The sequence below is a fragment of the Kitasatospora sp. NBC_01302 genome (assembly GCF_035976515.1).
Lineage (GTDB): Bacteria > Actinomycetota > Actinomycetes > Streptomycetales > Streptomycetaceae > Kitasatospora.
The window spans coordinates 419,737-440,714 of the sequence record NZ_CP108404.1 but is presented as its reverse complement, the minus strand read 5'-3'; the positions used below and the strand labels follow the sequence as shown (position 1 = coordinate 440,714).

The following is a 20,978-nucleotide window of genomic DNA, read 5'->3' as shown; positions in this document are numbered from 1 at the left end:
GCCGCACCAGGGCGGGAGCGCATGGTCGTGCTGCCCCCGATCCTGCTCACCCTCGCCCTGGGACTGTGGGGGATACGCCGCCGGAACAGCATGTGGGGCGACGAGGCCGTCACCTGTGAAGTGGCCCACCGGAGTGCCGCTCAGATCTGGCGCACCATCCAGCACGTGGACCTGGTGCACGGCGTCTATTACCTGCTCATGCACGGGCTCTTCGCCGTCTGGGACGGCGGCCTGCTCACCCTGCGACTGCCCTCGGTGGTCGCCATGTCGCTGGCGGCGGGCGGCGTCGCGCTCCTGGGCCGGCGCCTGGCCGGCCCCCGCGCCGGCCTGCTGGCCGGCCTGGCCCTCCCAGCGATCCCGCTGGTGCAGCAGTACACGCAGGAAGGGCGCTCCTATGCGATCGTCTGCGCCCTGGTCACCTGGTCCACCTGCCTGCTGCTCGATGCCGCCGACCGGTCGTCATGGCGGCGGTGGGCCGGCTACGCGGTGCTGCTCTGGGGCGCGGTCATGGTCCACGAACTCGCCGCCCTGGTGATACCCGCCCACGGGACGGCCCTCGTGCTCGCCGAGCGTCCACGGGCGCTGATCCGCGCCTGGGCCACGGCCGCGGGGTGCGTGGTGGCCGGTGCGCTGCCGCTCATCGTCCTGAGCGAGCGCCAGGCCGGACAGGTGGCGTGGATCGGCTGGCCGGACGCCCTGCAGCTGCTGGGCCTGACGGCCATGGCGCTGGCGGGCCTGTGGTGCGCCCGCCACCAGGTCCGGGCCGGGGAGCTGTCGCGCCTGTCCGCCCTCGCACTGCCGCTGCTGCTCCTGCCGGGCCTGCTCCTGCTCGCGGCGGCCGTCGTCAAGCCGCTCTTCGTCGACCGCTACGTCCTCTACTGCGCCGTCGGGTTCGCGCTGCTGCTCGGCGCCGAACTCGACCGCCTCTGGGGCTCGCGACCACTGCCCCGCTGGACCGGGTGGGTCGCGCTGGCGGCGGTGCTGGCGGCGCTGGCACCGGTCAGCCTCTACCTGCGCACTCCCCAGAGCCGGCACGACGACGCCACCGCCGTGGGCCGCGCCGTTCGGCAGGCCGCCCGCCCGGGCGACGGCCTGCTGTTCATCCCGACGGGGCACCGCGTGTGGGTCTCGGCCCACCTCCAGGACACCCGGGGCCTGACCGACCTCGCCCTCGCCCGGGACCCGGTCTCCTCCGACACCCTGGACGGCGTCGAACTCCCCGCCCAGGACATCCCCGCCCGGATGCGCGCCTTCCCTCGCATCGTCGTCGTCCACGACCCCGCCGACGAGCCCCCCGACGACGACCCGAGGGAGACGGCCAAGAGCTCGTCGCTGCGCGACGACTTCCACGCCTGCGACCGCACCGCCGAGGTCACCGGGGCACGCATCACCGCCTACTGCCGCAACAGTTGACGACGGGCCGGGTCAACTCGACGGAGTGCTCGGGCGGGTCTCGGTCCAGTCGACCATCAGCCGTCGTTCGGCGAAGAACCACGCGCCCTCGCGCCTGACGAACCGGTCCAGGTAGCGGATGGACGCGATCATGACCGTCCGCTCGGCATCCGTGCCGTACGAGAGGTGGTGGGCCAGGCAGTAGCTCTCGCCGCTCGCGCGGTCGCCCTCCAGCGTCACGGTGCTCTGGCCGTTGAAGTGGGTGGTGGCCCGGTAGGTGTTCAGGTTGTCGAAGACCGGCGCGAGGGCCTCGCGCCCGTGCAGTTCCTGGGTCGGCTCGGAGGCGGTGGCGTCCATGAAGACCAGGAAGCGACAGTCCTCGGTGAACAGGGCCAGCTGTCCCTCGGCATCGCGGCGGTCGGCGCAGTGGGCGTAGGCGTCGATGAGCTCCCTGATGGCCAGCCGGTCGGCGGCCTCCTGCGGCGGGACCGATTCGTGAGCGGACACGGCGACTCCCTCGTGATGTGAGTGACACCTGTATCAGAGCACCGCCGGCGGAGCCGCTCAACCGGTCGACGCCCGCCGCAACCGCTCCGGCGCGAGCGGACCACCGCCCGGTCCTGCCGTCGGCGTGGGCGGCGGGCAGGACCGGGACAGCGTGCGGGCCGGTCGGCCGGGGGAGCGGTGAGGGCGGGTCAGATGGTCCTGGTGCGCTGGTCGCGCTGCTGGCGCCAGGCGGCCATGCCGCCGTAGATGTGCATCCGGGCGCGCGCGACCGCGCCGATCGGGCGGTGGTCCTTCAGGGCGTGGGCGATGCTGAAGGTGAGTTCCTCGGCGAGCCGGTTGCGCTCGGCGGTACGGAAGTCCTGCTGGGCGATGGTCACGGTGGCGACCTTCACGAGCGGCGCCTTCTCCTCGTCCCACCGGACGGCGATGTCCTCGACGGGCATGGTGTCGGGGTCGGTGCGGACCTGGACCATGAAGTCGAAGGTGGCCTCGGTCTGGGAGAGGTGCTCCTGGAGGTGGTCGCTCAGGTAGTAGTCGTCGTGCTTCTCGCGCTTGGGGCTGGTGTAGGTCGACGTGGGCAGCAGGACGTACTTGACGACCTGGTCGGGGCCCAGCAGGGAGGCGGTGTTGCTCCAGTAGGGGATGTCGGCGGGGGAGGTGGGGGTGATGACCGCCTTGGCCAGTCCGGCCACGACGTGCGGGTGGGTGGGGAGCATCTTGGCGGCGAACTTGGCCTGGCCGAGCGTGATGACGCCGTGGAAGAGCTTGACCGTGCCGAGCGGGATGGCCGGGGTGTTGAGCAGGATGAAGTCCTGGGTGGTCGGCTCGTCGCTCTCGGGGATGCGCTCGCCGGGCACGTCGTGCAGCTTGATCGCCGCCCCGCGCAGGTCCTTCACGCCATCGGACTGCGGCTTGCCGTTGCCGCTGGAGAAGCGCAGCCAGCCCTCGTAGGTCCTGGGCTCGGCGAAGACGCCGATGCGCAGGTGGTCGGGCAGGCTGGGCTCCACGGCGAAGGCGATCTTCACCAGGCCGGTGTGCTTGGCGTGGGCGGCGCGGCCCGTGGCGCCGGGCGGGAAGTCCTGCTCCTGCTGGTGGTGCATCGCCTCGATCATCTCGGCCACGAGTCTGTCCTCGTCCGGCTCGAGCGTCTCGTACTGGGTGAGCGTGCTCATGGGCGTCCTCGCAGGGGAGAGGGGTGGGGGTCGCGCGGGCGGCCGGGCAGGCCGCTGGGTGCCGCCCGCCTAGCGATACCAGGCTGCGGGCCGTGGAGTTGGGGGCGCCACGCGAAGGGGCCCGCCAGGCGGCCAGGTGGCCCACAAGCGGCGGTGGTGGCGCGGAGCCGGTCGGAATGGCGCCGCTATCTGATCACATTAGCTACTTATAGTGCTTTTACAATCACTCACTGTAGTGCTGTGGTGGCGTGGGGCTCCGGCTGTGATCACGCCCGACTGGAACGGAGACGGTATGGCACGCAGCAGACGCTGCCGGTCGCGCGGCGGGTTCGCCGCGGCGATCGGGCTGGCGCTCGTCGGAATGGCGGCAGGCTGGGGAGGGGGCACGGCCCAGGCCTCCCCGATGCGGGACGCGGCGTCCCTCGGGCCCACCGCCGTGCTGTCGGCGGACCACGCGGGCAAGAAGTCCGCTTCGGGCGATGACGCGGACAAGAGGTCCGAGAAGTCCGGGACCCGAGCGCTGACCTGTCAGCCGGTGCCGCTGTGGGCGAACAGCGGCGGCGGCAACGACCACCTCTTCGAGTACAGCCCGACCGGCACCCAGCTGGCCAGTGTGCCGTTGGTGCGCGACTACGGCGACATCGCCTGGAGTGCGGACGGCACCACGCTGTATGCGGTGAGCTGGAACACCCTGCCGCCGGTGCTGTACACGATCAACCCGGCGACCGGCGCGGAGACGAGTTCGGTGACGATCACCGGCCCGGCTGCTGGTTTCGCGGGGTACGCGACGAACGCGCTGAGCGCCCGGCCGGACGGCAGCCTGCTCGTCGGGTCGTTCTACTCGAACGAGATCTGGACACTCGACCCGACCACCGGGGTGAGCACACTGTTCCCCGCCTCGTTCCCGGCCGGGCTCGTCTCTGCGGGCGACTTCATCACCCTGCCCGACGGTGACGTCCTGGCAGCCGCGTTCGATCCGGGCACGCTTCACCCGACCGACTTCTTCCGCATCCACCCGGACGACACGATCACTGAGATCGGCAACGTGCCGGGCTCCGTCTACGGTCTGGCCCAGTCCGGCGGCAGCATCTACGCCTTCCGAGCGAACGGCACCATCGAGACGCTGAACTCGGTCCCGACCGGCTCCTCGACCGCGGAGATCCCCACCACCGTCGTCGTCAACACGGGGGTCCCCTTCTTCGGCGCCTCCGCCACCCAGGACAGCGGGAACTGCAACCTGCCGGCCGGCACCTCCTACACCGTGGCGAAGTCCGTCTCCCCGGCCGGCCCGGTGAACCAGGGCGCCACCTTGACCTACACCGAGACCGTCACCAACACCGGCACCAACCCGGCCACGGCGGCCGGGTTCAGTGACGACCTGTCGGCCGTGCTCACCGACGGCACGATCGTGCCCGGCTCCGTGACCGCCAGCTCGGGAACCGCGAGCGTCACCGGCACCACCTTGACCTGGTCGGGCACGCTCACCGCGCCGCCCGCTACCGGCTCCACCGTCACGGTGACCTACCAGGTGAAGGTCAACGACCCCGACACCGGCACCTTCGCGCTGACCAACACCGTCGCCCCGACCATCGCGGGCGGGACCTGCGCGAGCGCCACCGGCTGCACCACCACCGTGCTGGTCACCGTCCCCGCCCCCACGGTCACCAAGAAGGCGGCCGAGGCCTCGTTCGTCGCCGGGCAGACGATCCACTACACCTACACCGTGACGAACAACGCCCCGGTGGCGCTGACGAACATCGCGCTCACCGACACCGGCCCCGGTGCCCCGAGCGTCATGTGCCCCGGGAGCACCCTCGCGGCCGGCGCCTCGGAGAACTGCACCGCCAGCTACACCGCGACCGCCGCCGACGCCACGGCCGGCAAGATCGTCGACGCCGCAAACCTGACCGCCACCGTCGGCACCCAGAACGTGACGGCCACCAGCAACACGGTCACCGTCCCGCTGCGCGCGCTGACCATCACCAAGTCGGCCGTCCAGCCGGACTTCACGGCCCCGGGCGAGACGATCAACTACACCTACACCGTCACCAACACCGGCCAGGCCCCGCTGACCAACGTCACGGTGACGGACCTGACGCCCGGCGTCACCGTCTCGGGCTGCGGGACCAACCAGCTCGCGCCCGGCCAGTCCACCACCTGCCAGGCCACCTACGTCACCACCGCGGCCGACGTCGCCGCCAAGAGCATCCCCGACCAGGGCCAGGCCACCGGCACCGACACCGGCGGCCAGACGGTCACGACCACCAGCAACCAGGTCGTCACGCCGCTGGACGCCGTCTCGGTGACCAAGAAGGCCGCTCAGGACCAGTTCACCGCCGCCGGACAGACCATCACCTACACCTACACGGTGACCAACAACGGCGCCCAGCCGCTGACCGGCATCACCGTGGTGGACAACGGCCCCGGCACCCCGACCGTCAGCTGCCCGCAGACCACCCTGGCCGCCGGCGCCTCGGAGAACTGCACCGCCGGCTACGCCACCACCGACGCCGACGTCGCCGCCGGCAAGGTCGTGGACACCGCGCAGGTCACCGGCACCACCCCCAGCGGACAGAACCTCACCTCCGCCAGCAACACCGTGACCGTCCCGTACGCGGGCCTGAAGATCGTCAAGGCCGTTCAGGAGACCGCCTACTCCGCCGCCGGACAGGCCCTGCACTACACCTTCACCGTCACCAACACCGGCAACGTGGCACTGAGTTCGCTCGCTGTCACGGACTCCGGCCCGGGCACGCCGGTCGTCTCCTGCCCGGTGGCCACCCTGGCGCCGGGCGCCTCCACCACCTGCACCGCGACCTACAGCACCACCGAGGCCGATGTGAAGGCGGGGAAGATCACCGACACCGCCACCGTCACCGGTACCACCCCTGACGGCACCTCCGTCACCGCCACCAGCAACACCCTGACCGCCATCGCCTGCACCCCGTGCAAGGACGACGACCACGGCGGCTGCGACGGCCACAACTCCGGCGGCACGGGCGGCTGGGGCGACCACAAGCCCGGCCGTCCCGGCCAGTGGGACGTCCACCCCGACGGCGCCACCGCGGGCACCGCTCCCGCCACCGGCCACGACGGCGGGAACCGTCCGGTGCCCCCGCAGGCCCACACCCAGGACCACGGGGGCTCCCTCGCCCACTCCGGTGCGCAGGTGGCGTCGGCCGGCATCGCCGGAGTCGGGCTCCTGGGTCTGGGAACCGTCCTGACCCGTATCGCCAAGGCCCGCAGGCGCCTGGACGGCGGGACCAGGTAGTCGAGGCACCGCCGGCTGAACACCGAGAGCCGGCGGGAACCGAGCGGCCCGGGAACCACCTGGTTCCCGGGCCGCTCCAGTTGCTGCGGCGGGCACCTGGACCGCGCGGACGTACCCTCCCCGCACCCGGTCAGGGCGTGCCGGCTCCCGGACCGGCCTCATCCAGCACGGTGGCCACCGCCCCGGTCAGCGCGCTGCGGACGCGCCGGGGCGGGGCGAAGCGGCTCTGGTTCATCGCGCCGTGGCGCAGGATCAGCAGCGTGTCGGCCGCGCCCTGCGGGTCCGGATGGCCGGCGGCGGTGAGAAGTTCGAGCAACCGGGCGCGGAACCAGTCCATGTGCTCCTGGATCGCCCGGCTGACCGGATGGTCGGGGTCGGGGTAGTCGGCGGCGGCGTTGATGAACGGGCAGCCGCGAAAGCCCGGCTCGCAGAACTGCGCCGCGATCCCCTCGAAGACGGCCTTGACGGCTTCCTGCGGGGAACGCCCGGTCACCGCCGCTGCGGCGGCCTCGCGGAACACCCGGTCGTGCTCCCGGACGTAGGCGAGCACCACCTCGTCCTTGGACGGGAAGTGCCGGTAGAAGGTCGCGTTCGCGACCGCCGACTCGCGGATCAGCTGGTCGATGCCCACACCCCGCACGCCCTGGGCATAGAAGAGCCTCATCGCCGCGGCCAGGATGCGCTCGCGCGGTGGGCTGGAGTCATTCGTCGTCATGACTTGACGCTAGCAGAAGGAGCGTTCTACCTTGGAGAGAGAGAACGGTCCTTCTGCTTCGTTGGTACCGCTTTCCACGACTGCCGCCCGCAGGCGGCCCCAGCATGCCCGAACCCACCAAGGAGTCACCCCGCATGCCCGCCAACCGCACCCCCGTCATGTTCATCCACGGCCTCTGGCTCCACTCCACGAGCTGGCAGCCGTGGGCCGACCGGTTCCGCGAGGCCGGCTACGAGCCGGTCCTCCCCGAGTGGCCCGGGGTGCCCGCCACCGTCGCCCAGGCCCGCAGGAACCCCGACCCGCAGGCCGGCATCGGCCTCGCCGAGATCTCCGCCCACCACGCACGCATCATCCGCGAGCTGGACACCCCGCCCATCCTGATCGGCCACTCGGTGGGCGGCTTCATCGCCCAGCACCTCCTGGGCCAGAACCTCGCACGCGCGGCCGTCGCCGTCTGCCCCGGCCAGATCAAGGGCGTCAAAGCCGTCGGACCCGCCCAGGCGAAGTCCGCCTTCGCCTTCCTGCGCAACCCGGCCAACACCAAGCGCGCCGTCTCGCTCAGCCCCGCGCAGTTCCGCTACGCCTTCGCCAACGCCGTCGAACAGGCGGAATCCGACCAGCTCTTCAACGACTGGACCATCCCCAGCCCCGCCCGCCCCCTCTTCCAGCTCGCCCTGAGCAACTTCGCCCCCGGCTCACCCGCCAAGGTCGACACCGCCAACCGCACCCGCGGCCCCCTGCTGCTCCTGTCCGGCAAGCTCGACCACACCGTCCCCGACGTCCTGACCCGTTCCACCCACAAGCAGTACCGCAAGTCCCCGGCCGTCACCGAGTACCACCGCTTCGAGGACCGCGGCCACTCCCTCGTCGTCGACCACGGCTGGCGCGAACTCGCCGACCACTCCCTGACCTGGCTCGACCGGCACCCGCACTGAGCACCTTGCCGGTCGCCCCTCCCCGGACCTTCGCTGTCCGCCGCTGGTCGGCCGGCCTGTCCGGCGGCGGACCACAATCGGGAAGCCGTGGACCCGGTGGCCCTGCGCAGCACGATGGGGCGGCGGTCGGCTACTTGAGGGCGGCGGTGGCGAGGCGCAGTTCGCGGAAGGCCTGGTCGAGCTGGTCGTGGACGGTGGCCGCGCCGCTCAGGAACCCCTCCTGTGCGCCGGCCGCGCCACCGACGTGGCCTGCCTGCCGGACACCTCCACGGGTAGCGCACCCCGGCGAGCGGGCGTGAGCGGCCGGCGCATGGGTTTCGTCAAATCGGCTGTCGGGGGATGCGGGTCACTCGCCCTTCTCCCGTAGTGTCCGAGCGCGGTCAGATGTTTCGTCCGTGTGAACCGGGTGCCTTCCGCTCGTCGTTGACAAGGGGCTCATCATGAAGACCTCGCACCTGTGCGCAGGACCGCCCGTGCCATCCGCCCAGCCCAGCGCTCCGGTGGCGGCCGAGGCCGCCGACCTGGTGCGACAGCTCGGCGCGGAGGGGCTCCGGCCGGCCGAGGAGGTGGAGTGCCGGGTCGGGGAGATCGTGGCGGAGCTTGCTGCCACGGGGAGTTACCGACAGAGCGTGCGGGAGCTGTTGGCGGGGACCAGGATCGCCTGGCGCAACAACCCGCAGTGCGTCGGCAAGTTCTACTGGAAGGCACTGGAGGTCCGGGACTGCCGCGAGGTCGGTGTCGGCGGCGGTGTCGGCGGCGATGAGGGCGACGTGTTCGAGGCGTTGGTCGAGCACCTCCGACTGGCCTGGAACGGTGGGAGGATCCGCCTGCTGCTCAGCGCGTTCGCCCCGGCCGAGCCCGGCAGGCCCGGGCCCAGGGTGTGGAACGGCCAGCTCATCCGCTACGCCGGCTACCGGCGGCACGACGGGTCGGTGCTGGGTGACCCGGGGACGGTCGAACTCACCGAAGCCGCAATGAGGTTGGGGTGGCGCGGGCGGGGGACCGAGTACGACGTGCTGCCGCTGGTGGTCCAGTGGCCCGGGCGCGAGCCGAGGTGGTTCGAGCTGCCGCCGGACGCGGTGCCCGAGGTGCGGATCAGCCACCCCGAGTACCCGTGGTTCGAGGATCTCGGCCTGCGCTGGCACGCGTTCCCGACGATCTCCGACCAGGTCCTGCAACTGGGCGGCCTGCGCTACACGCTGGCGCCGTTCAGCGCCTGGTACACGTGCACCGAGATCGGTGCCCGCAACCTGTCCGACACCAACCGCTACGACAAGCTCCCCGCGGTCGCCCGCGGCATGGGCCTGGACACCAGCCGCGACCGCACGCTGTGGCGCGACCGCGCACTGCTGGAGCTCACCGCGGCCGTGCTGCACTCCTACGACCGGGCGGGGGTGTCCATCATCGACCACCACTTCGCCACCAAGCAGTTCGTGCGGCACGAGGAGCGCGAGCTCAAGCACGGCCGCCGCTGCCCCGCCGACTGGTCGGCCATCGTGCCGGCCACCAGCGGCTCGGCCACCCCGGTCTGGCAGCGCCGCTACGAGCCGACCAGGGAGCGGCCCAACTTCTTTCCGCACCAGCTGCCGTGGGCGGCCGACAGCTCAGCCCAGGTCGCGGGCGCCGACCAGGAGGTGTGAGGAGCCCTCGACCCGCGCGAGCCGCCACTGGCGCTCGCGGGCCCTGCCGTGCGGATCCGCGTCGAGGATGCGCAGCGCGTCCCCGGAGGCGGTCGGTTCGGGCCGCAGTTCGGCCCCGACGCGGTGCGGCAGGGTGGAGCGCACGATCTCCCAGCGGCCGTCACGGATCCGGCCGAGCGACACCTCGCAGTCCAGGAGCGCGGCGGCCTCGGCCCGCCCGGCGCAGCCGAGCACCTGTTCGGCGAGTGGTGCCGAACGCGGTCCGGAGGTGTGCAGTGGAGCGGTCCGGCCGCGGGCGTAGCCGAACCAGGCGCCCACCCGCACGAGTTGACCCGCGCAGCCCTCCGCCGGATCCTCCAGCACCGCGCCCGCCAGGTCATCCGACGGCTGGTCGTCGCGTTCCCAGTGCTCCAGGTAGTCCTCGTGCACGCCGTGCTCGATCAGCACGCCGTCCTCGAAGCGCAGGGTGCCCGCGTCGGCCAGCGGGGCCGGCGGATGCAGGTCGATCAGCCGGGCCCAACCGAACACCTCGCCCTCCTGCTCGAGGACGCCGGCGAACGCCTTCTGGGCGCTCAGCGCCAGGAGTTGCGGGCGGTCCAGCTCGGCCGGCGGCCTGCCGCGGACCGTTTCGGCGAGGCCGGCCGGCTGGCGGAGATCCGTGAACAGCGCCAGGCCCTGCAGCCAGGTCGTGCGGGTGGTGGTGTCCGTCGAGCCGTCCGCCTCGCGCACCAGGGTGCGCCGCCACACGCCGTGCAGGTCCGCGAGGGCGGGGTGGTGAACGCGCATCGGGGCTCCGATCCTTGAGTTTCCGACGATGGGGGCGGGACACGCCGCAGCGTGGCCCACCCTCTCACGTGCCGCCCCGCACCCGCGGGCCGGAGACCGTGTTCGGGCCAGCGGGAGGTCCGACACGGGGTTCTGTCAAGGATTCATCAGGGCGAGTGACGCCGACTTGCCCCGGGGTGCGTGGCGGGCTTGAATCATCGTCATGACCCGTCCGGCACGCCACCACGACCGTCCGCCTCATCCGCGGACGCCGGCTGCCGCCATGGTCGCCCGCGCCGTCGGTTAGCGCCGGTACCCTCCCGCGGCAGGCCGTGCGTCGATCGCGCACCGCGGGCGGGCGGTAGCAGCAGCCCGCCCGCACATCTCAACACCCTCCGGGAGCAAGGCCGACGGCCCTCCCGGACGTTCTCCCACCTCAATCGCACCCCGGCACCCGGTCGGCGCGCGTCCGCGCGCCGGCCGGTACCCCGGGTGTGCCCGTACACCCATGGATGGACCATGTCCGCTGTCCTGTCCGCTCGCGTTGCCCTCGTCACCGGAGCCTCCTCCGGGATCGGCTGGGAGACCGCCCGACTGCTCGCCGAGCTCGGCGCCACCGTCATCGTCCACGCCCGGACGGCGGAGGAGGGGGAGGGCGCCGTCGAGCGCCTGGTGAAGCTGGGCGCCAGTCGCGATCAACTCCACATGTTCGCAGCGGATTTCGCCCGCCTCGCCGAGGTCGCCGAGCTGGCGGAGACGGTCGCGCGAGCGTTTCCGAAGCTGGACCTGCTGGTCAACAACGCCGCCGTGATGGCCCCCGAGCGGTGCACGCTCACCGAGGACGGGGTGGAGATCTCCTTCCAGGTCAACTTCCTTGCCGCGCACCGGCTCGCCAAGCTGCTGCAGGCGCCGCTGACCGCCGCCGGCAGCGCGCGGATCGTCAACGTCTCCTCCTCGCTGCACCGCACGGCCTCGATGAACTGGGCCGACCCCAACCGCGTCAAGAAGTACTCCCGGGTCGCGGCGTACGCGCAGTCGCAGTTGGCGCTCTCCATGGCGGCCGGCGACATGGCGCCCGAGGACAGCGGGATCACCTCGGTGAGCGTGAACCCGGGGCTGTGCGACACCGCGCTGCTGCCGTTGTACGGCCGGGTCGGCGCGCCGGCGGCCGAGGGGGCGGCGGCGGTCGTGCGGCTCTGCCTGCCCGAGATCCGCCTCGCCAACGGCGAGTACTACGACGGCGGCGACATCGCACCGAGCGCCGCCACGGTGCACGAGGCGCGCTCCCAGCGCCGCCTGGGCAAGCTCGCCGACTCGCTCGCGACCAAGGCCTGACACGACCAAGGCCTGACACGACCAGGGCCTGAGAGCACCGCTACCAGCACAGACACCACGGAGAACGATGTCCAAGCGCGCCCGCAAGAAGAGGTCCCGTCGCAAGAAGAAGGCGAACCACGGCAGGAAGGCCTGCCTGTAGCCGCCGCCCGACCCGCCCGGCGCCGAGTGCCACCGGCGCCGGGCGTCCGCCTGCCGAAGCCCTGGGAGTCCGCCGACCCCCAGGGCTTCGGCCTGTGCGCGGTCAGCTGCGTGTGCGCGCCCGCTCCGCCGCGCTGCGTTCCACGCAGAACTCATTGCCCTCGGGGTCGTGCATCGTCACCCAACCGGTTCCGTCGGGCCTCCGGTGGTCGCCCTGAACCGTGGCGCCGAGCGAGAGCAGGCGCTCGACCTCCTCGTCCCGGGAGCGGTCCTGGGGCTGGAGGTCAAGGTGCACACGGTTCTTGGCCAGTTTGCGGTCGGCGACCGTGACGAACAGCAGGGTGGTGCCGGCAGCCGTGACCACGGCCTCCGGATCCCCCGGCAGGTCGTCGTCGGCGAGCGAGGCGTCCAGAGCCCGGGCCCAGAAGCCCGCAAGCGCATAGGGATCGGTCGAGTCGATGGTGACATGGCGGATCAGAGAGCTCATGCCCGCGATCCGATCATGAACGCCTGCTGCCGTCCAGAGGCGGACTGCTGTGGGAGCTGCGGGATCTTCGGGAGGAGGGTCTCGCGTGGTTGCCCGACGTAGTAGCAGACCTCGGTGCGGACCGGCCGGAAGCCGGCGGTGCGGGCGAGCGCCAGGCTCGCCTCGTTGCTGCGCGGGGCCGACCAGGTGGGCACGCGGCCCCGGGCGCGGATGGCCAGGGTGAGGCCGTTGACGCAGGCCAGCGCCAGGCCCGAGCGTCGGAAGGCGGGCAGCGTCAGCACGGCGACGTCCTCGTGGGCCCGGCCCTGCCAGTAGGTGCAGGCGACGGCGGCGAGCCGGTGGCCGTCCGTGAAGGCGCCCCAGGCCCGGCCGCTCGCCGCGAGGCCGTGCGCGCCGCCCCAGGTCTCGGTGATCCAGCGGAGCGACGGTGGCAGCGTCGCCACCTGCGAGGCATCGCCGGGCGTGAGCGCCCGGACCTGGACGCCCTGCGGAGCGCGCGGCCGGTGCGGGCGGTACTGCTGGACGCTGAGCGTCCGCTCCCAGGGGCTCACCAGGGCGAAGGTGCGTCCGAGCAGCGGCAGGAAGCGCTCGGGCGCGGTGAACTGACCGTGCGCCAGCGACGCGAGCCGTTCCGGGGCGAGCCGTCGCGGGTCCCCGCGCAGCAGGCGGTGGCCTGCGCAGTGGATCGCCTCGACGCGCGGACACCTCGGCCGGTCGGTCAGCCGACCGCCGAGGCCGGTGGTGCGGACGTGGGCATCCATCGCGTCGAATCCGGGTCGTTCCGGCAGGGACCAGTGCACGGTTCCCAGCTCAGCAGAGGCGGTCGGTGAACCGGGTGGCCTTGACGCCGGGCTGATGCCCGCGGCGGGATTACTGACGGATCCTTCGCACCTCACGGTGCGGACCGGCTGCCCCGCCGGGAGCCGCAGTGCCTGCTCCCAATGGACCACACATGGTGAGCGGGCCGTCGCACCCCGGCACAGAATCGTGGGGACCGACGACACGTTGGGCGGAGCCCCCATGACCGACCTTGCCTTCATCGGCGTCACGATCCTCGTGTTCGCCGTCCTCGCCCTGATCGCCAAGGGGGTGGAGCGGCTGTGACCACGCATGCGCAGTGCTGCGCCGCTTGGGGGGCGCGATGACGGCCGACAACATCGTGGGCCTGGTCGTGGCCGCCACGATCGTCGTCTACCTCGTCCTCGCACTGGTCCGCCCCGAGAGGTTCTGAGGTGACCCCGACCCTCGCGGGCTTTCTGCAGGCGCTGGCACTGGTGGCGGCGCTCGCTCTCTCGCACCGCCCGCTGGGCGACTACCTGGCGCACGTGCTGAGCAGCGCCAAGCACCTGCGTGCCGAACGCGGTGTCCACCGGCTGATCGGCGTCAACGGGGACTTCGACCAGACCTGGATGGCGTACCTGCGCAGTGTGCTCGCCTTCTCCGCCGTCTCGGTGCTGTTCCTCTACGCCTTCCAGCGGTTGCAGAACCACCTCTGGCTCTCGCTCGGGTTCCCCGCGGTCCACCCGGCGACGGCCTGGAACACCGCGGCCTCGTTCGTCACCAACACCAACTGGCAGTCGTACTCCGGCGAGTCGACGATGGGTCACCTGGTGCAGATGGCGGGGCTCGCCGTCCAGAACTTCCTGTCGGCCGCGGTCGGCATCGCCGTGGTGGCCGCACTGATCCGCGGTTTCCGGCGCACCGGCACGGACCGGGTCGGCAACTTCTGGGTGGACCTGGTGCGGGTGACGGTGCGGCTGCTGCTGCCGGTCTCGGTGGTCCTGGCGATCGTCTTCGTGGCGTCGGGCATGGTCGAGAACCTGCACGCGGCAGCCCAGGTCAGCACGGTGGGCGGGGGCAGCCAGAGCATCACCGGCGGTCCGGTGGCCTCGCAGGAGGTCATCAAGCTGCTGGGCACCAACGGCGGCGGCTTCTACAACGCCAACTCGGCGCACCCGTTCGAGAACCCGAATCCGTTCACCAACTGGCTGGAGATCTACCTGCTGCTGGTGATCTCCTTCTCGCTGCCGCGCACCTTCGGCACGATGGTGGGCGACCGGCGCCAGGGCTACGCGATCGTGACCGTGATGGCGCTGTTCTGGGTGGCCTCGGCCGCCCTCCTGACGTTCTTCGAGTGGCAGCACACCGGCACCGCGCTGCAGGCGGCCGGAGCCGCGATGGAGGGCAAGGAGGTGCGCTTCGGCATCGCCTCCTCCGCGCTCTTCGCCTCCTCCACCACCCTGACCTCCACCGGCGCGGTCAACTCCTTCCACGACTCCTTCTCGCCGCTGGGCGGCGGGGTGACGATCTTCGACATGATGCTGGGTGAGATCGCGCCCGGCGGGACCGGCTCCGGGCTCTACGGGATCCTGGTGCTGGCCGTGGTCGCGGTCTTCGTGGCGGGCCTGATGGTCGGGCGCACGCCCGAGTACCTGGGCAAGAAGCTCGGCGGCCGGGAGATGAAGTTCGCCTCCCTCTACATCCTGACCACGCCGGCGATCGTGCTGATCGGCACCGGCACGGCGATGACCTTCAAGGCCGAGCGGGCCGCCATCTTGAACAGCGGTCCGCACGGATTCTCCGAGGTGCTGTACGCCTTCACCTCGGCGGCCAACAACAACGGCTCCGCGTTCGCCGGCCTGACCGCCACCAGCACCTGGTGGAACACCGCGCTCGGCCTGGTGATGCTCTTCGGCCGCCTGCTGCCGATGGTCTTCGTGCTGGGGCTGGCCGGCTCGCTGGCCCGCCAGCAGCCCGTCCCGGTCACCGCGGGCACGCTGCCGACCCACCGGCCGCTCTTCGTGGGGATGCTCTGCGGCGTGGTGCTGATCGTGGTCGGCCTCACCTACTTCCCCGCCCTGGCTCTGGGGCCGCTCGCGGAAGGCCTGCACAGATGACCGTTCCCAGCGCCCGGACCGGCGGCGAAGCGCCGGGCGAGCCGCACGACGCGCACCGGGTCTCCGGCGGACTGATGGATCCGGCGCAGCTGCTGCGCTCGCTTCCCGACGCCGCCCGCAAGCTCGACCCCCGGGTGATGTGGCGCAACCCGGTGATGTTCGTGGTCGAGGTCGGCTCGCTGCTCACCACCTACGCGGCGATCCGCCACACCAGCGCCTTCGCCTGGGTGATCACCGTCTGGCTCTGGCTGACCGTCGTCTTCGCCAACCTGGCCGAGGCGGTGGCCGAGGGGCGCGGCAAGGCACAGGCCGCCACGCTGCGCCGGGCCAAGTCCGAGACGACGGCCCGTCGCCTGGCCGACTGGCCCGCCTCGCAGACCGAGGAGGAGGTCCCCGGCACCGCGCTGAAGCTCGGCGACCACGTCGTCGTCGAGGCCGGTCAGGTCATCCCGGGCGATGGCGACGTGGTCGAAGGGGTGGCCAGTGTCGACGAGTCGGCGATCACCGGCGAGTCCGCGCCGGTGATCCGCGAGTCGGGTGGTGACCGCAGTGCGGTGACCGGTGGCACCAAGGTGCTCTCCGACCGGATCGTCGTGAAGATCACCTCCAAGCCCGGCGAGACGTTCATCGACCGGATGATCGCGTTGGTCGAGGGCGCGGCCCGGCAGAAGACGCCCAACGAGATCGCGCTCAACATCCTGCTGGCCGCGCTGACCATCGTCTTCCTGCTCGCGGTCGTGACGCTGCAGCCGATGGCGGCCTATGCCGGAGCCGAGCAGACGATCGTCGTGCTGGTCGCCCTGCTGGTGGCGCTGATCCCGACCACCATCGGTGCGCTGCTCTCGGCGATCGGCATCGCGGGCATGGACCGCCTGGTGCAGCGCAACGTGCTCGCCATGTCCGGCCGTGCGGTCGAGGCGGCCGGCGACGTCTCGACGCTGCTGCTGGACAAGACCGGCACGATCACCTTCGGCAACCGCCAGGCGGCCGGGTTCACCCCGGTCACCGGCGTCGAGGTGGGCCAACTGGCGGACGCCGCGCAGCTGTCCAGCCTCGCGGACGAGACGCCCGAGGGCCGCTCCATCGTGGTGCTGGCCAAGGAGAAGTACGGGCTGCGGGCCCGCACCCAGGCCGAGATCGGCCAGGCCGAGTGGATCGAGTTCACGGCCCAGACCCGGATGAGCGGCGCCGACCTGCACGAGGACGAGGGCGTGCGGCGGATCCGCAAGGGTGCGGCCGGCTCCGTCGTCGCCTGGGTGCAGGAGAACGGTGGCCGTTCCGGCGAGGAGATCGGCACGCTGGTCGAGGCGATCTCCTCGGCCGGCGGCACTCCTCTGGTGGTCGCGGACCACCACGCCGGTGGGGCCGCCCGGGTCCTCGGGGTCATCGAGCTCAAGGACGTGGTCAAGCACGGCATCCGGGAACGCTTCGAGGATCTGCGCCTGATGGGCATCAGGACCGTCATGATCACCGGCGACAACCCGCTGACCGCCCAGGCCATCGCGGGTGAGTCCGGCGTGGACGACTTCCTCGCCGAGGCCACCCCCGAGGACAAGATGGCCCTGATCCGCCAGGAGCAGGGCGGCGGGAAGCTGGTCGCCATGACCGGTGACGGCACCAACGACGCCCCCGCCCTCGCCCAGGCGGATGTCGGGGTGGCGATGAACACCGGCACCTCGGCCGCCAAGGAGGCCGGGAACATGGTGGACCTGGACTCCGACCCCACCAAGCTGATCGAGATCGTCGAGATCGGCAAGCAGCTGCTGATCACCCGCGGCGCACTGACCACCTTCTCGATCGCCAACGACGTCGCGAAGTACTTCGCGATCATCCCGGCGATGTTCGCCAGCGTCTACCCGGGCCTGCGGCACCTCAACATCATGCACCTGCACAGCCCGACCTCGGCGATCACCTCGGCGATCGTCTTCAACGCGCTGGTCATCATCGGCCTGATCCCGCTCGCGCTGCGCGGGGTGCGCTACCGGCCCTCCTCGGCCTCCGCCCTGCTGCGCCGCAACCTCGGCGTCTACGGCGTCGGCGGGCTGATCATGCCGTTCGTCGGGATCAAACTCATCGACCTGGTCGTCCAGTTCATCCCCGGTCTGCACTGAGCGAAGGAGCCCGCGCGTGGCACGTCCCCTGCCGGCCCTGGTCCGGCTGCACCTCACCGGCCTGCGCCTGCTGTTGGTCTTCACCGTGGTCTGCGGCCTGGCGTACCCCCTGCTGATCACCGGCATCGCCGAGCTCGCCTTCTCGCACCAGGCCAACGGCTCGCAGCTGAAGCAGAACGGCCAGGTGGTCGGCTCCAGCCTGCTGGGGCAGAACTTCGACCTGCCGAAGCAGAACCCCGCGGATCCGAACGAGGCGGCCCGGCCCGACCCGAAGTGGTTCCAGCCGCGTCCTTCGGCGGCCGGCCCGACCGGCTACGACCCGCTGGCCTCGGGCGCCTCCAACCTCGGCCCCAACGACGCGGGCCTGACCCGGACCGTGCGCGAACGCCGCGCCGCGGCCGCCGCGTTCGACGGCGTTCCGCCCGGCCAGGTGCCCCCGGACGCGCTCACCGCGAGCGGCTCCGGGCTCGACCCGGACATCTCGCCCGCCTACGCTGATGAACAGGTCGACCGAGTGGCGAAGGCGCGCGGCCTCGACCCCGCCAGGGTCCGTCAGCTGGTGAAGGACCACACCCAGGGCCGCGACCTGGGCTTCCTCGGCGAACGGCGGGTGGACGTCGTCACGCTCAACCTCGCGCTCGCGCGGCTCGGCTGACCCCGGCCGGCAAGGAGGCGCGCGGTGGTCGAGCAGAAGGCGACCCGGGCCGGGCCCGGTCGGCTGAAGGTGTACCTCGGCGCCGCGCCGGGCGTCGGAAAGACCTACCGCATGCTCGACGAAGCGCTGCGCCGCCGGGCCCGCGGTACCGACGTCGTCGTCGCCTTCGTCGAATGCCACGGCCGGGAGCGCACCGAGTCCCTGCTCGACGGCCTGGAGAGACTGCCGCGCGCACACCGCACCTACCGGGGAGCCGAGTTCACCGAGTTCGACGTCGACGCGGCGCTCGCCCGCCGCCCCCAGGTGGCGCTCGTCGACGAACTCGCCCACACCAACGTCCCCGGCGGGCGCCATCCCAAGCGCTGGCAGGACGTCGAGGAACTGCTGGCCGCCGGCATCGAGGTCATCACCACGCTCAACATCCAGCACCTCGAATCCCTCGCCGACGTCGTCCTCAAGGTCACCGGAGTCCCGCAGCACGAGACCGTCCCCGACGAGCTGGTGCGCCGCGCCTGGCAGATCGAGCTGGTCGACATGGCACCGGAGGCGCTGCGCCGCCGGATGGTGCACGGCAACGTCTACGCCACGGAGAAGGTCGACACCGCGCTCGGCAACTACTTCCGGATCGGCAACCTCACCGCGCTGCGCCAGCTCGCCCTGCTCTGGCTGGCCGGCCGGGTGGACGAGCGGCTGCAGGACTATCGCGTGGAGCAGGGCATCAGCGGAATATGGGAGACCAGCGAGCGGGTCGTGGTCGCCCTCACCGGCGGGCCCGAGGACGACACGCTGATCCGCCGCGCCGCTCGGATCGCCGCCCGCACCGGCGGTGGCGACCTGCTCGCCGTCCATGTCGCGCACGGCGACGGGCTCGCCGATGCCCGCCCCGAGGCCCTCAGCGCCCAGCGCGGCCTGGTCGAGAGCCTGGGCGGAAGCTTCCACTGGGTGGTCGGCGAGGACATCCCCACCACCCTGCTGGCCTTCGCCCGCTCGCAGAACGCCACCCAGCTGGTGCTCGGCACCAGTCGCCACGGCCGGCTCGCCCGCGCACTGGGCGGCCGCGGCATCGGGGAGACCACCATCGCGCTCTCCGGCGACATCGACGTCCACATGGTCACCCACGAGGCCGCCGCAGGGCGGGGGCACGGACGCTTCGGCGGGACCAGGCAGCACGGACCGGGCGGTCACGAGGCCACCGCCGAACCGGCACCTCGCGGCACCGCCCCGGAGCTGTGACCACTGCCCCTGACCGGGCCGACGTCAGGGGTTCGTCAGGAAGCGGCGACGGCGCGTCTCGGACGCGTCAAGAGCCGGCGATGGCGCGCATCGCCAGGGTTCCATGGATCAGCGGGACGGCAGACCACGAGTCGACTGTTTCGAAGGTCCAGTTCGTATCGCGGCTGGAAAGCGAAGGCCCTCTGCGGGGTCTGAGGATCGAGGAAGTGCAGCACCATGGCCGAGACCAGCCGGGTCGTCGTCGGAGTCAGCGGATCGAAGCGGAGCGCGGCGGTCCTGCGGCGCGCGGTGGACGAGGCGACCAGGCGCGGTGCCGTCCTCGTCCCGGTGATCGCCTGGACCCCGGTCGGCGGGGAGCGGGCCCACCCCTGCCCGTCGCTGGCGGCGCTCTGGGAGCAGGCGGCCCGTACCCGACTGGACGACGCGTTCGCGGACGCCCTCGGTGGCTACCCGACGAACCTGCGGATCGACCCCGTGGTGATCCGCGGCGAGGCCGGCCGCGCCCTCGTCCGGATCGCCGACCGCCCGGGCGACGTGCTCGTGGTGGGCACCGGCCGCCGCGGCCCGCTGCAGCGGCTGGTGCACGGGACGGTCAGCCGCCACTGCGTGGCCCGGGCCCTGTGCACCGTGATCGCCGTGCCCTCCGGAGCGGTCGTCGCGAGCACGGCCCGTGCGGCGGACGACGCGCCGCGGCTGATCGCGGCGTAGTGCGGTTGGTGGCGGGCACCTGCCGGCGCGGGCCGGTGAGCGCCGAGCAGTGTCGCTGCCGGTCCGCACCCCACGCTGACGCCGACCAGGATCGCGGCAGGACCGGTCGGCGAGGTCCGCGACGCGTGGTTCCGGGTGGGCCGCCTGCCCGGGTGCTGCCCGGTCAGCGGGCGGTGGAGGTGCCGCGCGCGGGCCGGACAGGGGTGGTGCGCGCTGTTCGGGACGCGGCCAGCAGGACGGTGGCGGCCGTGATCAGGAGGGTGCCCTCCACGGCGACGCTGATGAGGGCCAGGGGTTCGGTCCAGTTGCCCCTGTCGTCGCTGTAGTCGGGCAGGCCGGGTCCCCGGGAGAGGACGAAGCCGACGAGCGGGCCGAGCGCCACGGCGGCGGCGAGCAGCCAGTCGAGCGGGTAGGCGCTGGCGCGGGCGGCGCGTGGTCGGGTGCCGGCCAGCAGCAGGACAGCACAGAGCACGCCGGTCGCCTCCAGCAGGTAGTAGCCGACGCCGACGTAGTGCGGCGTCTTGTCGCCGGGAAAGCCGCCCTGGTCCTGGACGTGGATCCAGGACACCGCCAGGCAGAGCAGTGCTGCCGCCGTGCGGGCGAGCGCGCGGGCAGGGGGGACAGCGGTCAGGGGCATCGGAGCCTTCGGGGCAGGGGAGAGGAACGGGGCGCGGGCGGGGAACGGCGGGCCGGGGGCGGTGCTGGACCCGGAGAGCCGGACGGGCAGGCCGAAGTGTCGCCGAGGGAAAGCGACTTGACGTTGCCCGGTCAATGCTGGCGTCCGGCCGGCACGATCGCCATGTTCCTGCCTGCTGAGATTCCTCTGAATCGTGGCCCGCTCAGCGCTCCCCGGGCGCATGGCCCGCGACGTCACCCGGGCCACCGAACGCGCCGAGCACCTCATCGAGGCGTTGCTCGTTGCCTGCTCGGCCTGCTGCCCGGATCACCCTGACGGCCGAGGGCCACCTCGCTCCGCTCCCGCTGACCCAGGCCGAGGCCGTCCCCGCGCCCGCG

General features: G+C 72.1%; 18 protein-coding genes and 1 pseudogene. 12 read left to right on the top strand and 7 right to left on the bottom strand.

The features are described 5' to 3' along the window. Nucleotides 1–21: 21 nt before the first annotated feature. Entirely contained in the window at nt 22–1,413 is a 1,392-nt protein-coding gene (locus OG294_RS02095) for a glycosyltransferase family 39 protein (RefSeq protein ID WP_327064632.1), read from the top strand. A 12-nt stretch (nt 1,414–1,425) separates the two neighbouring features. On the opposite strand, the gene OG294_RS02090 is transcribed toward OG294_RS02095, so the two are convergent. Both OG294_RS02090 and OG294_RS02085 read right to left on the bottom strand, forming a co-directional pair. Beyond that, complete coding sequence (locus tag OG294_RS02090) at nt 1,426–1,899, bottom strand: nuclear transport factor 2 family protein (RefSeq protein WP_327064631.1); 474 nt, start codon at nt 1,897–1,899, stop codon at nt 1,426–1,428. Nucleotides 1,900–2,087: 188 nt separating this feature from the next. Beyond that, a complete protein-coding gene (locus tag OG294_RS02085) occupies nt 2,088–3,071 on the bottom strand; it encodes a hypothetical protein (protein WP_327064630.1) in 984 nt (327 codons plus the stop codon). A gap of 292 nt (nt 3,072–3,363) precedes the next feature. Between OG294_RS02085 and OG294_RS02080 the strand changes: the two genes are divergently transcribed. Beyond that, nucleotides 3,364–6,342, top strand: coding sequence for a DUF7507 domain-containing protein (locus tag OG294_RS02080; RefSeq protein ID WP_327064629.1), 2,979 nt, complete (start codon nt 3,364–3,366; stop codon nt 6,340–6,342). Between the two features lie 130 nt (nt 6,343–6,472). Here OG294_RS02080 and OG294_RS02075 read toward each other — a convergent pair whose 3' ends face one another. Then, a complete protein-coding gene (locus OG294_RS02075; RefSeq protein ID WP_327064628.1) occupies nt 6,473–7,057 on the bottom strand; it encodes a TetR/AcrR family transcriptional regulator in 585 nt (194 codons plus the stop codon). 134 nt (nt 7,058–7,191) lie between these two features. Here OG294_RS02075 and OG294_RS02070 point away from each other — a divergent pair, with 134 nt between their 5' ends. Together OG294_RS02070 and OG294_RS02065 are read left to right on the top strand one after the other, a co-directional pair. Further along, complete coding sequence (locus OG294_RS02070) at nt 7,192–7,992, top strand: alpha/beta hydrolase (RefSeq protein ID WP_327064627.1); 801 nt, start codon at nt 7,192–7,194, stop codon at nt 7,990–7,992. A 473-nt stretch (nt 7,993–8,465) separates the two neighbouring features. Further along, nucleotides 8,466–9,632, top strand: a complete 1,167-nt coding sequence (locus tag OG294_RS02065) for a nitric oxide synthase oxygenase (RefSeq protein ID WP_327064626.1) — start codon at nt 8,466–8,468, stop codon at nt 9,630–9,632. Here the strand turns inward: OG294_RS02065 and OG294_RS02060 are convergent. Continuing rightward, nucleotides 9,597–10,418: a hypothetical protein gene (locus OG294_RS02060; protein ID WP_327064625.1), complete on the bottom strand. Its 822-nt coding sequence runs from the start codon at nt 10,416–10,418 to the stop codon at nt 9,597–9,599. The two genes, OG294_RS02065 and OG294_RS02060, sit on opposite strands and share 36 nt — an antisense overlap. Nucleotides 10,419–10,916: 498 nt before the next feature. Here OG294_RS02060 and OG294_RS02055 point away from each other — a divergent pair, with 498 nt between their 5' ends. Together OG294_RS02055 and OG294_RS40995 are read left to right on the top strand one after the other, a co-directional pair. Further along, on the top strand, nt 10,917–11,732 hold the full coding sequence (locus OG294_RS02055) for an SDR family NAD(P)-dependent oxidoreductase (protein ID WP_327064624.1): 816 nt from the start codon (nt 10,917–10,919) through the stop codon (nt 11,730–11,732). A 67-nt stretch (nt 11,733–11,799) separates the two neighbouring features. Then, nucleotides 11,800–11,874: a 50S ribosomal protein bL37 gene (locus tag OG294_RS40995; RefSeq protein WP_442789302.1), complete on the top strand. Its 75-nt coding sequence runs from the start codon at nt 11,800–11,802 to the stop codon at nt 11,872–11,874. Between the two features lie 102 nt (nt 11,875–11,976). On the opposite strand, the gene OG294_RS02050 is transcribed toward OG294_RS40995, so the two are convergent. Together OG294_RS02050 and OG294_RS02045 are read right to left on the bottom strand one after the other, a co-directional pair. Next, nucleotides 11,977–12,360, bottom strand: a complete 384-nt coding sequence (locus OG294_RS02050; RefSeq protein WP_327064623.1) for a VOC family protein — start codon at nt 12,358–12,360, stop codon at nt 11,977–11,979. Further along, entirely contained in the window at nt 12,357–13,121 is a 765-nt protein-coding gene (locus OG294_RS02045; RefSeq protein WP_327064622.1) for a GNAT family N-acetyltransferase, read from the bottom strand. The genes OG294_RS02050 and OG294_RS02045 overlap by 4 nt, the downstream gene beginning before the upstream one ends. A 380-nt stretch (nt 13,122–13,501) precedes the next feature. Here OG294_RS02045 and kdpF point away from each other — a divergent pair, with 380 nt between their 5' ends. From kdpF to OG294_RS02015, 6 genes and pseudogenes are all read left to right on the top strand, one after another. Beyond that, nucleotides 13,502–13,591 (top strand): K(+)-transporting ATPase subunit F, encoded by a 90-nt coding sequence (gene kdpF, locus OG294_RS02040; protein ID WP_327064621.1) that lies wholly within the window; start codon nt 13,502–13,504, stop codon nt 13,589–13,591. Between the two features lies 1 nt (nt 13,592). Next, a complete protein-coding gene (kdpA, locus tag OG294_RS02035; RefSeq protein ID WP_327064620.1) occupies nt 13,593–15,257 on the top strand; it encodes a potassium-transporting ATPase subunit KdpA in 1,665 nt (554 codons plus the stop codon). Continuing rightward, complete coding sequence (gene kdpB / locus OG294_RS02030; protein WP_327064619.1) at nt 15,254–17,368, top strand: potassium-transporting ATPase subunit KdpB; 2,115 nt, start codon at nt 15,254–15,256, stop codon at nt 17,366–17,368. Before kdpA ends, kdpB begins: the two co-directional genes overlap by 4 nt. 16 nt (nt 17,369–17,384) lie before the next feature. Further along, nucleotides 17,385–18,023, top strand: coding sequence for a potassium-transporting ATPase subunit KdpC (gene kdpC, locus OG294_RS02025; RefSeq protein WP_327064618.1), 639 nt, complete (start codon nt 17,385–17,387; stop codon nt 18,021–18,023). A 24-nt stretch (nt 18,024–18,047) separates the two neighbouring features. Continuing rightward, a pseudogene (locus OG294_RS02020) lies at nt 18,048–19,163 on the top strand (universal stress protein); the annotation flags it as partial. 309 nt (nt 19,164–19,472) lie between these two features. Next, nucleotides 19,473–19,964: a universal stress protein gene (locus OG294_RS02015; protein WP_327064617.1), complete on the top strand. Its 492-nt coding sequence runs from the start codon at nt 19,473–19,475 to the stop codon at nt 19,962–19,964. A 163-nt stretch (nt 19,965–20,127) separates the two neighbouring features. Here the strand turns inward: OG294_RS02015 and OG294_RS02010 are convergent, their stop codons facing one another. Then, nucleotides 20,128–20,601 carry a hypothetical protein gene (locus OG294_RS02010; RefSeq protein WP_327064616.1) on the bottom strand — a complete coding sequence of 158 codons (474 nt, stop codon included), beginning with the start codon at nt 20,599–20,601 and terminating at the stop codon, nt 20,128–20,130. Nucleotides 20,602–20,978: the final 377 nt, after the last annotated feature.